Origin of the sequence: Bacillus cereus G9842 (genome assembly GCF_000021305.1) — a bacterium.
In the GTDB taxonomy this organism is placed as follows: domain Bacteria; phylum Bacillota; class Bacilli; order Bacillales; family Bacillaceae_G; genus Bacillus_A; species Bacillus_A thuringiensis_S.
Genome location: NC_011772.1, coordinates 2,778,515 through 2,794,294 on the forward strand (window position 1 = coordinate 2,778,515; position 15,780 = coordinate 2,794,294).

The window sequence follows — 15,780 nt, forward strand, 5'->3', positions numbered from 1 at the left end:
GCTACACCTCCTCGCTTATTAAGTAGTTCAGCCGTGACGAACATTGTGGATGTGGGCTTATTAATTGATTCATAAGGCTTTCCGGAATATTTTTCGGATACTTTCCAGCCCCTAAACCGTACGCATCGCGTCTCGCTAGCTTGTAACACATGTGCTTTGAATGATATCTGTGACGATGACCATTATCAATAATTTGATAACCTGTCACAATTTCACTTTCTAAGCCATTCTGTATAGTAGCTGCTCGGTATGTGTTAGTACTCTCAGAAACTGCTACACGTTCAACCTTCCATTTCTCATTGTCGTGTACTTCCTTTATCTTTTGAGAAATCATTGTAATGCTCTCGCCCCTTAATACAGATGGACGAATGACACTACTTAATCGATCTCTCATATCTCCAGATAAATTCCATACACGATCAGACAGAATTAAGCCATCTTCACCAGGTCTTTTTATAACCCCTTGAATAATTTGCTTATTTACTGCAGTTATAGATTTCACGTCCAAACCTGCTTCTGATAATTTTGATGTGGTCCATTTCGACGTGTTTTCAATCAATGTATGGAATGACCGCTCTGCTTGTTTACGAAATTCTTTTTCGTATAAAGTAAGGTCTCGTAATAACGCATTTAACCTACTACGCTTCACGATTCCATCCTTTTGATAGTCATTCAATAAATCAACTAAAAACAAACGTATTAGGATAATGGCCGTTACAGTATCAGAAACTTGTTTTTCATACTCCTCTTTAAATTCTTCGGAAATGGTATCGAGCGCTGCATCCATCTCTTGTTGAGAACCGCTCATGTAATCACCTCCCATCTGCTCGCTTAGCAAATGTTTGATGAGTACCTTTTCCCCGTCGATACTTCCTGTACTTTTTAAGCGCGTCCGCTGATAACTTCTTATAGTTTGCAAAGATCATTGATTTATCAACCGATTCTTCACCATCTGTATAAGAAAAATAGCGCGCTGCGTCTGCCGCAATCGATTCATAAGCAAATGACAGGGCAAGATAAAAAACAGCATTTGCGTTTAACTCTTCGGTTAATTCTGACTCAGTTTCGGCTTCAGCTAGCCAATTTCCGATGTCTTCCGAAGTTACTTTTGGAACTTTTGCTAACCGACTCCCGAGTCTTTCCGACACCTTCATTTGGCGTCACCTCCGTCACTGTATTTTGTTAAGGCGTCATGATTCCTGCAGCTTTTAACTTTGCAATAAGGGCGTTTAAGTCTTTTACTATACCCGCTACGTCAGTCGCTGTACTATCTGGTTGTTTATCAACCTTTTTGGGTATTAGAGCTAATTTTTCTTCAAGACCTTTAATAATATTGCCAAGTGATGTGTCTTTCGCAATCGGCATCGATTTATTTAACCGTTGAGCTTGATTTTCCGAAATAGCCATGTATAAAACTCCTTTCAAAAATAAAAGAGCAGCTATTTAGCTGCTCTCTTTTAATGACAAACCTTTTGCCAGCCCCAAGGAGTTTGAACCCAATGACAATGAGGTGGCCAAGAACCTCCACCACCAGGAGGCGGCAAAGTTCCACCGCCACTGCCACCGCCTCCTGGTGGTGGTTGTGGAGCTGGACATTGAATACCTTGATAAGATAACCCCTGTATATCAACGCGATGAACAGTACCCGGTTGACCATTTTCAATGATTTCAACCGTCCCATCAACTCTTAAACCTATCAAAAGAAAAGTATGTTCTCTTCCTCCCCAAAACCCTTTAAAACAATGCCCTTTTCTACCAGCATTAAGATGGGATTGTATATCATCTTGAGTATGAAAATGATGTGTTCCTTGAGGTCTAGGGGTTTCATAAGGATTTTGGTACGGATACATATACTGGTTATACCCATATCCATAGTCATAGTAATTTGTCAAATAAATCACTCCTTTTTTACAAGATAATTTAGACTATGAACACGGACTTTTCATGGTTACGTCGAACAACCTCTTAAAAAGCCTATTTTACCTCCTCTCTATGCCATTGTTTTAGAGATATTTTCAAGAACAGCGATAGACTCTTTCGCATTCTTAACTTCAAATCCAAATTCCCCACGAATAACACGAGAGAAGTAGTCAGCACCATTTGGTGTAGCATCTTGATCATAAATTGGAGTTAAGTAACGTGCCTTTACTTTTTCTGTATCAAGAAGTAACGCACGATCTTTAGGCATATTTAAATCAACTACCACACTAGAAATCGCTCCACCTGGTAAATCCGATACAAACGATAAGATTTGGTAACCTGCCGCAGTATCTTGACGCGTAGTACGAATTGTATCGCCACCAAGTTTTGTAATTTGTCGCGCGATATTCGGTCCACATAGAATCGTATTTGCTGAACCGCCTCGAGTAAATACTTGTTCTACAGCGTCATTTAAAGGTTTTGCCGCAATTTCGTTTCCTTTAAAGTCTTGCTTATGAGAACCTTCAATACCTGCAAATGCAAATAAACCACCTGTAGTACGTGGTTGTGTTGGAGAGCCAACATTTCTACGACCATAGATTAGAGAAGTGTTAGCTTCACGAATCATCTCTTGTAAACGCAGGTTTACTTGATAATCTAATTCGTTTGATACGCCGTATGTGTTCACTTGTTGTTGTGTACGTGAAACAGATGCGTATCTTGAAAAGATTTGTGAGAAGTTATGTGACACTAAACGGTCATTGATCTCATTCTTACGGAAAGCATCTTCACCTTCTGGTCTCGGTCTTGCGATGACTTTTAATTCACCACCAGCTGTAATTGCCTCCGCTTTCGTACTATCATAACCACGTTGCACAGTGATTTTATCCGCGTTTTCATCGACACTTACTACACGTAGCACTTCTAAGCCGTTTTGTACCAGAGCATTTTCAGTGAATTTACGAGCCTCACTTTTTTCTAAAACTAGGTCCGTATCCCCAACAGCTGCGGCAGTTTTTACAATACCTGTATCAGAGTTTAAATAGTCGTTCTGCCATTCAAATTTAGTTTGTGTTAAAGCGTCTCCTACACCAATTAACCCGAAAAGAACTGGTGCTTTCGTGAGAATTAAATCCACATTGGCTTGCATTTGTCTTACTTGTTGTTGAAATTCGTACGTAGTTGGTACTGGCATATTTGTAGCCCCCTCAAATTTTTAAAATTAAAAAAACGCTGACTTTTAATCAACGATCCTTTATTTCTTCGATTTTGCTTCTAACAACTTGTTATAAATACGTGTTACTTCGCCCGCAAATTTTGAATCTTTTAACGCTTTTGTTTTTGCTTCTTCCAACTCTTTTTCTAAAGCAAGAATTTCATTCGCTCTCGGATTTGTTCCTGGGTTCGCGCCACCAGCCGCATCTGCCCCCACAACTTTCTTGAACATCCAAGGTTTACTTTCCTTTAACGCAGTAACAGCCTCTTCAACTCCTTGATAATTACCATTCTCATCAAATTGAATAGTCGACTTATCTAAAAGCGCCAATACGTCACCTGGATCATTCGCATCTAAAGTACGGGCAATACTCTTAATTTCAGTGTTCAAAATGCGAGCATTTGCTTTTTCCTGCGCTTTTTGTGCTGCTTCGGAAGCTTCTAGTGCCTTTTTGTCAGCTTCTTCTTTTTCAGCCTGCAAACGTTCGATTTCCGTCATTTCTTGCTTTTTACGCTCTTCTTCAGCTTTTTCGTATTCTGCTAATTTTACTTTTACATTATCGTAGTCACCGTATTTCTCAGCGGATTTACTACGTTCACGTTCTAAGCGCTTCTTAACAATTTCGTCTAGTTCTTCTTGTGTAAAAGTTTTTGACGGGTCGTCAGTATCTCCAGATTTTTTGTCTGGATCATCTCCAGAACCGCCACCATCAGAGAAAAACTGAAGATTTAATCGAAGTGGGAACTTAGGTGTTTTTTGTACTTGTTCTACAAAAAATTTTAATGCTGTAGTTTGTTTTGCGTATTCCATTTGCAATTCCTCCATTTTGAGCCTGTCGGCTATAATTTCCGAAAGTTTATAGCGCCATTTCGTAAGGCAAGTATTACTTTTCGTTATACGGATCCTGAGATTGTCTTTTCAACATCCGCTCTTGCATAATCTCCATGAACTTTTGTTCCGCATTTTCTTTACCACTTCTCGTAATAGCACCTTTAATTGATTCGATTTCGTTAGAAATTTCATCCCCTAACTGTTCGATAAGTGCTTTTTGATCTTGTGGTAACGGTAAACCGAAAATAATCTTGCTAGCATAATAGTTATCTACTTTTGCTAACATCGCTTTATCGTATTTGAATTTTGGATCATACTGTCTTGCTTTCATATAACGCAAAATATACTCATTTAAGGTTTGGAGGCGTGATTGCCATATAACCCATGAGCGTTGTGTTTTTGAAATGATATTACTGAATAAAAGCTGCACGGCCATGTCATTTATACCACCTGTATTCATATCAGCCGTATTCACCATTGGTACCTCTGCTTTTTCATGTAGGCGTTTTTGCAATCGGTCCAGATACGCTTCAATAGTTTCTTTAAATCTAAATCCACTTTCCAGCTTTTTAGCGCTTGGTTCACCTACATCTTCAGCGCCGTCACCTAAATCCCATTTCGCACCTGGTGCAACTTGTAGTGGATTCTTTGGATCCTCGTCTACATTCGTTAGCAACGTAATAGCGAACATTTCAAAACGTAGCGCATCTGAGTAATCAGACATCTTTTTGTCGATTTCATCAGAAAGCTTAATCGTTTTTTCAAGTTCACTATAACCTGTAGTTCGCTTACTGAGCTTTTCAGTTGGCACAGGTACAACGGGAATAAAATCAATACCCATTGATGAACGCTCAACTCTATCCTCTTGCTTTTCTAAATCGCCATTGTAGACTGCTTCTTCAATTTCACAGTCGTACTCACCCGCTTCTTCATGCCAAACTAAGTAATAAGATAACTTCCACATTTTCGTTTGTTCTTCATCAAGCCATGCAATAAAATGAATCTCTTCCAGCTGATCTATATCCCAGTCGCTATACTTTGCGATAACTTCTGTGGATGGATGCCAAATAACCTTAAATTCACCGCGACGTTTATCATAATGAATCCGAGCATACACACCTGTTTTTGAAATAGCCCTATCTTTTGCTGCTGCTAATAACTTCTCATGCATTCGGTTGTCATCCCAAACCCATGTTAATAACCGTTCCTTTGCTTTCGCTCTACTGTTTTCTGCTTGTTGTTCCTCACTAGGTTCATATCCTGATTGAATCATAAGTGCCGGGTCATCTATTACATCAGGAGGAACTGTGACTTTTGGTTCTTTTTCAAATTGCCACGCTGCAATCATGTTTACGATTTTTTGAGGATAATTAAGTTGTATTTTCGTAGGTTCGTAGTCGAGATTGTCTGGTTTTTTATAATCAGACCATACGTTTAAGTCTCCGTCATAACGCTCATACAAGCGAACCTCAGACATAATGCGTGTCCACTCAGAATCGCCGAGTGCGGTACGAACTGGCATTACAATTTCCACTGGATTCATAAAATTACGATCACCTTGTACTCTCATTCAAGCCCCTCCTTTCTCAATATCTTGAATTTCCTGTAGTTCCCGCTTTACGTCTTGCACGTTTATATGCAATAGAAAAAGCCATTTGAACTGCATCCGGACCATCATCATGCGGATGCATTGGATACATTTCAAATTGCTCCAATAAAGCACGTAAATGTTTCATAAAACGTAATTTACCACTCTGTATATCAGGTAATAATGACTCAATACGTAGTGCTTTTCGTGTACGTTGCTTAATTTGTTTTAAGCGCGTCGATGAAGGATATCCTTTTTTCTGTAATGCTTCAGCAACCTTCTCCGCGAACCACTCCTGCGCTTGTTGCGCCTCTACTGCAATCGATTCATATTGATATGCCAGCGTGTATTCTACAGCCTTTTCTAACAATGTATTTGGATGCACACGCTCCATAAAAATATCGATAATGTAGCACGTGCCTGTTTCCACGTTTTTCGCAAGTGTAACTACTACGCTGTAGTCACCTTTTTCTTTTCCCATTGCGAAATCAACCGCACCGTAATACAAAAGTTTTTTATCTTTTAAATCATCTTCAGTACAGTACGTGAAATATTTAGGTTTAAATATCTGTCTTTCCTCATCAGTCGGGTTACATAAATACTCCTGGTTAAACGCTTTGGTACCGTCATCTTCTCTAATTTCCATCAAATCGATGTAAGGGAAATGTGATGGCCATAACGTTTTTATACCACGGAGCATTTCTTCTTTGTTCTGCTCATAAAATTCACGAGCTTTATCAGAAGCGCCCTCTTCATCCACCTGACGAATCTCACGCCATTCTTGCCATAAGTCTTCGCGCTCTGACCATTTCAGAATTGCTGGGAATGATCTTGATACAAAATCACGACGGTTTTTAATAACATGATGCAATAAACTGTCGTAACAAACGATGGTACCCATATAAATACAAGCACCTTCTTGACGACTCAAACCTGGAAGCAATTCTTCCTTGAACCAACGCTTATTTTTCGCGATTAAATCAACTGTCGCGGTATTTTCTTTACTCTCCAAGTCATCCAAAATATAGAGCTGAACCCTTTTGGAACCGTGGCGTAACCCACGTACCTGTGTCCCTATACCTTTTGCTTCGACTTTCGTGTTTGTTAAAGTCACAAACTCTTTATCGTTATCCACTTCATTTCGGCTTTTTTGTTCATGAAGTAAGATTCCGAAATCCCCACGTAATTTCTCGTTATACTTTAGCTGATCACGTGCCCAAGATATAAAGTCACCGGCTACATCGGATGTTTCAGAAATCAAAACAATATACTGCTTTAATCGATACACGACTTGATGACACAAATAACCGTTACTTAGATAAGCGGTTTTTGCATGACCACGTCCTACACTCCATGCTACTTTTTTCTTTTTCTCCCTACCTGTTGTGATGTCATCTAATAGCTCACATAACGTTTGGTGAAACTCTGCAGCATCATCCATCTTTACCCCAGCCGGAATTAAGTTATCAGGATTCCCGGGATTTCCTTCTTCAGAGAAATACTCATACATGAAATACAGCATGTCATGTTCCCCGCGGTGCACCCTTTTTAACTTTTCTAACTCATCGATGTCAGCAAGTAGTGTATCCATGTAATATTCTGTAGCCTCACCAGTTTCGTATAACTCCTGTAACTTCTTTGCTCTTTCCGCTACAAGATTGATACGCTCCTGACGTTCATGACGGGCTAACCATTTACCGTCTATATATGCCATGTAGCCCGCTCTCCTTTTACTCGCCCGTCAATTTTTTTAATTTCTGAAGCTGTTCTTCGATTTCCGCATTTGTACGGGTCGCATTTCCTAGATCACCCTCGATTACTTTCTTATCAGTCAGTAAACCAAATCGCTGCATATACAATTGCATAGCTTTTACACTCGGTTGCGGCCCTAAAATTAACTGCATTAACTTGCTATACACCTGCTCACGCTTCTCTGCGAGAAAACTATCGGCCACTTCACTCTTGAATGCGATGAAGTCCTGATTCTTAGTTCGCCACTCCCAAAGCGTCGTCCGGTTTATACCAAGCTCGTTCGCCATTTCGTCTTGAGTTCTTTTTTCCTCGTTATTCGATTCCATCAACTCATTTTCTACAAGCAAGTACGCCGCTTGAATTTGTTTAGCCGTAAGTTTCTGTTTTAACTCGTCTAACTTCGCCATTCTTTCGCTCCCCTTTCTTCGTGAAATAGAAAAAGGCAACCGATTTAGTATCGATTGCCTTTTTCTATCTAAAAATCCTCATCAATAATTGGAATTGATACAATAAAACCTTCTTCCCATAGAATATTATCTTTTTTCAACTCACCTACGAAACCTTCAACATCTTGGCGAGCCTTTTGAGGTGTTTTCTTCCAAGAAGATTCGAAGAGTTTATCTCCTTTTCTAAATTCACGTTCATCAGTATTTTCCACTGTTGCTTCATATGCAGTAACATGATAACGCACTTCTACAATATTTTGAAACCTGGCACGATATTCACACCATACTAACTGAACTGGACCTCCTAGGGCCTTGAAAACTACATCTTTATATTTAACTGTCATAATAAACCCTCCTTTTGAATTTACTTTCCTTTACAGTATCCACATCCTTGCTTTAAATAAACACGAATTTTTATACTCAATTAAGGGATTCTATAAAAGAAAGGAGATTACATTATGACAAACCAAAATAATACGGCATGGATTAATGAAAAAGGTAATATCGAAATGAGTAAACCGACTTTTAATAACATGGTACAAGCTATCGAAAATCATCTTAACGATGATAGTATGACTCTAGAAAGTTCTCATGTTTATTGTTGTACTGTAACCTGTGGTCCAAATGATGAAAAAAAGGTTCCTATTAAATTACCTAAAGCGCTGGCATTTCTCGACTGCTTACGTAGGGCTTTAGGTGGTTGTTCAGTACAGTTCGATGACAGAGGTCAAGGCTGTCAAGACGATTCTTAGAATTCTATTAAGAAATTTTATTCATTTAGAGAGTTGATGTTCGACACCTGAAATAGAAAAAGGCAATCGATTTAGTATCGATTGCCTTAAAATGAGTCTACAAGCAGCAGGAACAGCATAGGAAACTAACTATTATTGTCTAGGTTATGTGCATGCCCCCCGAGTTTAAAAATTCTGGCGGTACGTTACGAGCGCCTGCCAGCCCCTCACCAGATTTGACCTTCCCCCGGGGGATTAAATCAAAACTAAATGTTTAATAATCTAAAATCGCTATTTTGAATAACGATGAATATTGTATTAAAAATGACTGCCTATAACATTGGTTATGTAAACTACATTTAAACTTAATCCCTTGATATCAATGATTCTTTCTTTTTTCACTACGTAACCAATATGCATTTATTATACAACGTTGTTATATCAACGTTTATAAGCCATACATACAGCCTTTATTAATCTAATTAATGAATAAGCTTCACCTTATTAACTACCTATACATTGGATCATGACCCCCTGAGTTTCGAAGGGTCTTCTTCTCCAGGAGAGAGCGACTGGTGAAATTACCTCAAGGTTTCCCTTTCGTGTTGCCTACAGTTCATAGTATGCGGTACAGCTTCTCCTATTTCTTACCTACTATATATCCCACAAACAGTCCAATCCAACAGGCATAAAAATAGCCATGATACCCTAATGACGGGCCTCATGGCTACGTATATTATTTAGTACTGGAGTAAGACACAATTTCACCATCCTAACATAAATTGTACCTACTATGAACCCACCTTGTCAAGCCTCGTACAACTTTTTTATTATACTTCTCATACCAGTCATATCACCGTTAATATTCATGTGCAATAAATCTACGGCTTGTCTACAGCGTGCGTAATACAATTTTGCAGTGATATTCATGGTCCGTAATGTATTCCTTCTAGGAATCTTGTATACATACCGCGCAAGTACTATATATTTCATATTCTTCGGTAATTGTTTAATCGCCTGATCCAACACAATCTTATTCAATCGTCCATCGCTTTTCCCGTCCTGTGCACAAGGTCCAGTAAAGCTAGGCGGCGCCTCAGGGAACCGATCACCTACAGCTAGTGATTCGTAATTCTCCAGCCATAGTTGTATTGTCTTCTTTGAAACATAGCCATCAATTCTGGTCATCTCCGAACCTCCTGACTCAGAAAATCAAAAACCTAAATCGAAAACCTTAAACCATTAATAGTATTACATACTATATAACTATTAATAAATAATACTATATATATAATATATAATTATTAGTTTTATATTTATATTATATATAAGGTATATTTTTTTAAGGGGGGGCTTTTTTATTTTCTTCTTCTTTTTTTAGTACTGTAGTGTATTAGACCCCCACTTAAAGATTTTTCTTTTATATATTTTTATTCTCGATTAAATAGCTGTGACTCTTCGAATCTAGAAATATGCACCTAAACATAATTTATGAATTTAGTATCTCTTTCCCACATGTATCCTGTTTTAATAGCTTAACAAGTTGCTTTATCTTTCTTTTGCTATCAAAGTAAATGTAACTTGTTTAGTATTCTGTGAATCGTTGTATAGTGTAATAACCCATTGATCTAGTTGTCTATCATAACTCTCTATCGCAAACACTCGATCATTTGGTGAACTTATTTTCCATCCCCATTAATAACATTCATATCAGGCGCATTCAAAAAGGCAAGCAAATATTGACCAGGCTGAACTGTTTGAGGCTTCCAAGAAAATGACCAGAACTTATCCCCCAAGCGAGTTTGTTTAGCTTCACGAATATATAAATAAGTTTCTGGTTGTCTCTCATCCCGATAGCCATGGACATTACTTTGATTTAAATCATGAGAGAACTGATACCCCGAATCTTCACTTGAATTTGGATACATCATTTCATAATTCGGATCCATACTTGGACCAGCATTTGGATGCGTCATTCTATAATTCGGATCTTCAATCGGAATATAGTTTGGGTTATTCTCATAATTAGGATAAACATTTGGATACATGAGACCTTGATTTGGATTCCAATAATTATTATACATAATCATTCACTCTCTGATTTTGATTTACAATTTTCATGATATTAATTATCACTATCAAAGTGCTTAACCCACATCAAAAGAGGCTTAATTATGAAAATAAGGGCCCTCCAAACATTTTTCAATTTTCTCAACTATAGAGCATGTGCTATATTACTATCAGATTAAATCAGTTCTTTAACGAAAAATCGATATAGCTTTTTGACTGTTCAGAAATAACCTATTATACCTTCCATCTAAAAGCATTGCAAAAATATTCAAAATTATAATTTTGAATAAAGTATTACTGCATATAAAAATTAATATACAGTAATACTAATTAACATCTATTTTAATTTAAAATAAACATGAAGAATAATTTCTTACTCTCCTGATAATAAATATCTAGCTATTACTTCACCAACAACTCTTAAAGAAACAACAAACATATAGACCTGACCGTCTATTTCCCTTATTACAAATTCAAGTGCGTCAGTCCACCCCAGCGCATTGTATCGTACATGATGATCAAACTCACCTATGAATTTCCCTTGTTGACCATTATCATTTTTCCATACCTGAACATGAAAATTAGCTCTATTTCCAAAGTTATATGCTTCTCTTGTACTTGCTGTAATATTTTGCGCATGATTTAATTGACCAGGTCCCCAGTCCGCTTTATCCGTGACCTGTACATGAATATCCATACCTGTATGGTTTGAAAGGGTTAATTGTATATGTTTTTTAGGAAGTGGCCAGTCAAGCATTTCATTTTCTAGTTTATAACCAGCTCGTTCTGGCTTTAACACTGTCTGTAATGAATTAATATGTGATTCAATATACGGATCAATAATTTCAACACTATGTGTTACCATATTAACCACTGCCGCAAATGAAGGTCTAATCAAGCAAAAAACACCTGGTGGGCAATCAAAGTCAAAAATTACATATACCAATTCCCAGTTAGTAGTATGTTTTGAACAATGATGACCACGATAAATATCCCCATGATTTAACTTTTTTAATATAAGATCTATAACTTTCTGACTAGATACAGCAATTGATGTAGCTACTATACAAGGGTCGGTAGAGTAATTGGCAACTTCCTTAAGCTTTTCGATTTGTTCGTTTAAAAATTTTTCGTTTGTCATAGTAAACCCTCCTTTTTTTGAACAATCAAACCTTAATATTTCCTAACTTATTTTTTCTATACAGAGGTTTTGCTTTTTTCCATCTGATATATAAACTTTAATCTTTTCCATTATCAGTCGTAAAACGGAACATCTACCCCATCGATTTGTAAGTTACTTATTTCCTCAGATGTCATGTTCCTTACTCCTTACAGCCACACGTTCCACGAATCTCAGTTGTTGTTCAATATACGGGTCATCCTCTTTCCCGCCACTAACAATCCAATCCTTAATCCGGTTCATCACATCTTCAAAAACGACCGCCGGTACTTGTGGGGCTAATTCCGTGATACGATCTATATAATTCACTTGTTTCTCTCCTTTACCTCACTACTAAGAACATACATTCCCTAAAAACAAGACTTACGTAGTTACCATCTGTTATAATTATCAATGTTGTATTAAATACTAAATTCGAATGGAGATGAAGTAATGACACTAATTGCAGGTATCGTTTTACCTAACGGTATTCTTATTGCCAGTGATACACGTCATAGTATCGAAAAAACCGACGAAATAGATAACGATTATATACGTAAAATTACGATTGTAACCCCTAACTGTATATTAGGAACTTCGGGTTCTGAAAGTTCTTTTTACACCGCTAAAATCCTACGTAACTGCTTATATAATAATGCGCATGCTTTAGATAATATATCTTTACGTAGTTATATACTTAATTTTTATAATGATGTGAATGATTTCCACTCGAAAACTCATATAAATAATCATCCAATAGGTAGCGCTCTTCTAGCTAATTACGATGATGAGAGCAACAGTTTCACATTGTTTTCTGTAAAAAACTACATAGGTCTGACAGAACCCTTTACACATAGCAAAGTTGGAGCAATTGAGCTAATAGGTGCAAACGAAAAAATTCAGGATAAAGCTAAAATCCAAATACAAACTGTATTACAATCACTAACAGAAGATCAGTTAAACGCCACAAATGCGTATGAAAATATCGCACGTCAGTGCCAAACTATTTTTCAGCAAATTGCTAAGGAACACGTAGGAATCAGTGATAAACTTTACGTCGTTTATTTAACTACTTTACATAAAAAACCTGCCGTTGCTTGTTTTTTACTTGAGGAAAATGGAACGTTACACAATATTGACAGAGAACAAGATGGAGAGATTATAAGCTACACAAGATAACCGCTTATTTTACACACCCTTCTTAGCTAAAAACTGCCTTGCGCTATCCGTAAGCCGGTAGTAATAAACATGCTCATCATCTTTCGTGACTTGCTCCAGTAGTCCAAACTGAGAGAGTTGACCCAGCCACGTATCAAACTGCGTGGCTGGAATTTCTCCTCCTACCTGGTGCATCGCTCGTAAGATTGCTTCCGAACCTTTCACTCTATACCCACGTGATTTTACGATTTCCAGTGCTTGTTGTTCCGTAAAACCTTCCGAAACAAGTGCATCGAAACGTACTTTATATACTTTAGACATTTCACGTTGCATACGCATTTGCATCGGTAACGCCTTTACAAAGTTATCCAAAATCATTTCCAGTTCGATATTTGTATATTGCTTATTAGGTTCACTCATCTTATCGCCCCTTCAAATGCGCTTCAATTTCCGCTAATACCTGATCAATCCCTTCAGGACTCAGCACGAGTTTACCGCCAGCTATTTCAATGTTTTCTTCTGAAACCTCTCCTGTAATTTGGCAAGAGTTATTAGAGTTATATTTTTGTAGAATAATAGATTCACCATCTACGAAAATCTCCATCGAATCCTTTATCTGGATACCTAATGTGCGGCGTAATTCCATTGGAACCACAATTCGTCCTAATGGATCAATGTTACGAATAATACCTGTCGATTTCATTTCTCTTCAGCTCCTTTTCCTTACTTTTGAATTGTTTCTATAACGCTTGCTAAACCAAAAAATATTACACAGATGAACTACGTTGTCCAAATCAGATATTCATATATAAGTTCCATCCAACCACTCCTAGTCCTTATTAATAAGAATCACAACCGGACCCTCAACCGTAATACCGGCTACTTCAATCTTTTCATGGGGACTTACTTGCACTGTTGTGACACCTTCACGTGTCTCCAGTTCTTCACTTATGTTTTTTGTAGGTATATTCTTCATCTTTACTCACCATCCAAAATCATATTGTATTCATCATTAGCTACGTAAAAATTACCGAATGCATCGCGCTCAGGAAGCCCTTTTTTCGTTGCTGGTACTATCTTGAGTTTCGCGTTACATTTATGGCATTTCGTGAATTTATTTCCTTCATATTCGTATTGATTTCCGCGATTCCCGCACATGCAGCACTCGTAACGTGTACGATATCTCGGTTTACCTTCATCGTCATACTTAATACCTGTTTTCCAATGAGTCGAATCAGCTTCTTCTTTCTTTGTAATCTTTGCTATTTCTTCCATAGGGAACGAGCTACGATTCACTTCTACGATTGGTAGTTTACGAGTCGGCTTATCTTCGGTCGTCTTAATAGCCGACTCACGTAGTTGTTTATACGTACCCCTAGATCTAAAGCCTTATGAACTTCCGCTTCAGGTGGTTGTTGATTAATCATTTTCACAAGTTCTGTTGTAATGAAAGCCCTTGCTGCTCTTCTTTCTCTACTTTTTTCTCAGGAGACGTAGACACCAAGTATTCATAACCTACAAAGCTAGACACACCACCACGAATATTATTTTTAATAAAGTCGAAGAAGACTGTAGTCAGTGCATTTACATTCACTTCTTTATTTAAACGATCGAGTCCATATTCATACAGCATTGCGTGGATCGCTTCATGAAGTACGTTTTTCATTTGCCCTTCATGCTTCACTACATTGTCCGAAATCTTGATTTGTTGTTCATGATACGTTACTTCAGCAATTCTTACTTCTCCGTTTTCTCTTTCTTCAAGCCATCCTTTTACAACTTCCACATCGTACGGTACACTACCAATCATCAATTGTTTAGGTATATCCATATAACTTTACCCCCCTTTAATTTGGTAATTTATTTTCAATATCCGTTCGTAATTTATCTCGTAACCACTTAAACTCTAAATCCTTTTTATCGATTTTTGCCTGAATCACTTCTGCCTGTTCTTTCGTATAACATTTACGGAAACCGTTGTATAATTTTGAAATTTCTTTCTGCAGCTGTCTCATTTCACGGTTCGAATAATAACTTACAAATTCTGATTTACAGCTTGGACAAATGAAATAGTGCTTGTCCACACGATTTGATAATCTCGCTACGAGCATCTGGACACGAAACACGTGCTCACATACTTCACATTTCGCTTTTACGGGTTTCATTTTTCTCCCTCTTCTTTCGAATAAAACATAAAATTATGGATACAATATTTGTACATCAAGATTTTCATCCATGACTGTATTTCTCTCTAATTGAGCAGTTAGCTAGTTTGACTGCTCTTTTGTTGAATAAATTTCTAACAAATGTTAACAATATAGATACACCAAGGTTGAATACGAATAACCATTGTGTTCTTCTTATTCACCAGGGCAGTTAGCTTTTGCTAGCTGCTTTTTTGTTCTTATTTTTCTATTTGTTACATACATTTTTAACGTATTCATTTTGTTCACTGAGTTACCTCCTATCTGTAGGGCAACCTAAGTGGTTGCTCTTTATAATTTTCTCTGAATAAATCTTCAAATTATGTCCATACTATAAATACACTTGAGTTCTGAACTTCCTTCTTAATGCTTTTCTGGAGAGCGGTTAGCTTTTGCTAGCTGCTCTTTTTACGTTTTAAGTGAATAAAATTCTAAACATTGTCTAACACTGTAGACAAGACTTTAAAAAGTCGATTTCTCCCACTCTAGCTTTCTTGGTCGAGAGCCGAGCGGTTAGCAAAAGCTAACTGCTCTTTTTTTAATTGAAGGTTTTCTATAACATAATTTATCTGTTTTATGATTAAACTTTCATGATACTATCTATACTAAACTTGGGCTTTATAGCTCAAATAATCTTTCATTCACTTGGCGGACAGTTTATTTAATAAATTGTCTGCCTAAGCCATTTAATAATTCTGCTTTATA

Annotated in this window: 19 protein-coding genes and 2 pseudogenes; 2 read left to right on the top strand and 19 right to left on the bottom strand. The window is 37.3% G+C overall.

The features are described from left to right. Position 1: 1 nt before the first annotated feature. The 10 genes from BCG9842_RS13965 to BCG9842_RS14010 all read right to left on the bottom strand — a co-directional run bounded on the left by BCG9842_RS13965 (position 2) and on the right by BCG9842_RS14010 (position 8,097). Positions 2-808 carry a hypothetical protein gene (locus BCG9842_RS13965; RefSeq protein WP_000016918.1) on the bottom strand — a complete coding sequence of 269 codons (807 nt, stop codon included), beginning with the start codon at positions 806-808 and terminating at the stop codon, positions 2-4. A 4-nt stretch (positions 809-812) separates the two neighbouring features. After that, positions 813-1,154 (bottom strand): hypothetical protein, encoded by a 342-nt coding sequence (locus BCG9842_RS13970; protein WP_000868480.1) that lies wholly within the window; start codon positions 1,152-1,154, stop codon positions 813-815. Between the two features lie 28 nt (positions 1,155-1,182). Then, the gene (locus BCG9842_RS13975) at positions 1,183-1,407 is read right to left on the bottom strand and encodes a head fiber protein (protein ID WP_001007960.1); all 225 of its coding nucleotides are present in this window, start codon (positions 1,405-1,407) and stop codon (positions 1,183-1,185) included. Positions 1,408-1,457: 50 nt separating this feature from the next. Continuing rightward, entirely contained in the window at positions 1,458-1,892 is a 435-nt protein-coding gene (locus BCG9842_RS13980) for a hypothetical protein (RefSeq protein WP_000186509.1), read from the bottom strand. A 98-nt stretch (positions 1,893-1,990) separates the two neighbouring features. Further along, positions 1,991-3,115, bottom strand: coding sequence for an SU10 major capsid protein (locus BCG9842_RS13985; protein WP_001145079.1), 1,125 nt, complete (start codon positions 3,113-3,115; stop codon positions 1,991-1,993). A gap of 60 nt (positions 3,116-3,175) precedes the next feature. Next, positions 3,176-3,946 carry a phage scaffolding protein gene (locus BCG9842_RS13990; protein WP_000455461.1) on the bottom strand — a complete coding sequence of 257 codons (771 nt, stop codon included), beginning with the start codon at positions 3,944-3,946 and terminating at the stop codon, positions 3,176-3,178. Positions 3,947-4,019: 73 nt separating this feature from the next. Continuing rightward, positions 4,020-5,537: a phage portal protein gene (locus BCG9842_RS13995; protein ID WP_001265881.1), complete on the bottom strand. Its 1,518-nt coding sequence runs from the start codon at positions 5,535-5,537 to the stop codon at positions 4,020-4,022. A gap of 16 nt (positions 5,538-5,553) precedes the next feature. Further along, a complete protein-coding gene (gene terL, locus BCG9842_RS14000) occupies positions 5,554-7,269 on the bottom strand; it encodes a phage terminase large subunit (protein WP_000323339.1) in 1,716 nt (571 codons plus the stop codon). Positions 7,270-7,285: 16 nt separating this feature from the next. After that, entirely contained in the window at positions 7,286-7,714 is a 429-nt protein-coding gene (locus BCG9842_RS14005) for a phBC6A51 family helix-turn-helix protein (protein WP_001086032.1), read from the bottom strand. Between the two features lie 68 nt (positions 7,715-7,782). Beyond that, positions 7,783-8,097 carry a hypothetical protein gene (locus BCG9842_RS14010; RefSeq protein ID WP_000216931.1) on the bottom strand — a complete coding sequence of 105 codons (315 nt, stop codon included), beginning with the start codon at positions 8,095-8,097 and terminating at the stop codon, positions 7,783-7,785. A gap of 114 nt (positions 8,098-8,211) precedes the next feature. Between BCG9842_RS14010 and BCG9842_RS14015 the strand changes: the two genes are divergently transcribed. Then, positions 8,212-8,505 carry a hypothetical protein gene (locus BCG9842_RS14015; protein WP_000184529.1) on the top strand — a complete coding sequence of 98 codons (294 nt, stop codon included), beginning with the start codon at positions 8,212-8,214 and terminating at the stop codon, positions 8,503-8,505. 786 nt (positions 8,506-9,291) lie between these two features. Here BCG9842_RS14015 and BCG9842_RS14020 read toward each other — a convergent pair. From BCG9842_RS14020 to BCG9842_RS14035, 4 genes are all read right to left on the bottom strand, one after another. After that, on the bottom strand, positions 9,292-9,672 hold the full coding sequence (locus tag BCG9842_RS14020; RefSeq protein ID WP_000196740.1) for a hypothetical protein: 381 nt from the start codon (positions 9,670-9,672) through the stop codon (positions 9,292-9,294). 491 nt (positions 9,673-10,163) lie between these two features. Then, complete coding sequence (locus BCG9842_RS14025; protein WP_000282650.1) at positions 10,164-10,568, bottom strand: hypothetical protein; 405 nt, start codon at positions 10,566-10,568, stop codon at positions 10,164-10,166. A gap of 359 nt (positions 10,569-10,927) precedes the next feature. Beyond that, positions 10,928-11,695, bottom strand: a complete 768-nt coding sequence (locus BCG9842_RS14030) for a hypothetical protein (RefSeq protein WP_000180533.1) — start codon at positions 11,693-11,695, stop codon at positions 10,928-10,930. Positions 11,696-11,860: 165 nt separating this feature from the next. Further along, a complete protein-coding gene (locus BCG9842_RS14035; protein ID WP_001106359.1) occupies positions 11,861-12,043 on the bottom strand; it encodes a DUF6877 family protein in 183 nt (60 codons plus the stop codon). Between the two features lie 123 nt (positions 12,044-12,166). Here BCG9842_RS14035 and BCG9842_RS14040 point away from each other — a divergent pair, with 123 nt between their 5' ends. Further along, positions 12,167-12,892 (top strand): hypothetical protein, encoded by a 726-nt coding sequence (locus tag BCG9842_RS14040; RefSeq protein WP_000172502.1) that lies wholly within the window; start codon positions 12,167-12,169, stop codon positions 12,890-12,892. Positions 12,893-13,102: 210 nt separating this feature from the next. Here the strand turns inward: BCG9842_RS14040 and BCG9842_RS31930 are convergent. The 5 genes and pseudogenes from BCG9842_RS31930 to BCG9842_RS14070 form a co-directional block, all read right to left on the bottom strand. After that, positions 13,103-13,291: pseudogene (locus BCG9842_RS31930) on the bottom strand (hypothetical protein); the annotation flags it as partial. Position 13,292: 1 nt separating this feature from the next. Next, positions 13,293-13,574 (bottom strand): AbrB/MazE/SpoVT family DNA-binding domain-containing protein, encoded by a 282-nt coding sequence (locus tag BCG9842_RS14050; RefSeq protein WP_000843023.1) that lies wholly within the window; start codon positions 13,572-13,574, stop codon positions 13,293-13,295. 126 nt (positions 13,575-13,700) lie between these two features. Next, positions 13,701-13,847 (bottom strand): BC1881 family protein, encoded by a 147-nt coding sequence (locus tag BCG9842_RS14055; RefSeq protein WP_000790089.1) that lies wholly within the window; start codon positions 13,845-13,847, stop codon positions 13,701-13,703. Between the two features lie 2 nt (positions 13,848-13,849). Continuing rightward, positions 13,850-14,702, bottom strand: a pseudogene (locus BCG9842_RS28985) (hypothetical protein). A gap of 16 nt (positions 14,703-14,718) precedes the next feature. After that, complete coding sequence (locus BCG9842_RS14070; protein WP_000805620.1) at positions 14,719-15,036, bottom strand: hypothetical protein; 318 nt, start codon at positions 15,034-15,036, stop codon at positions 14,719-14,721. Between the last annotated feature and the right edge of the window lie 744 nt (positions 15,037-15,780).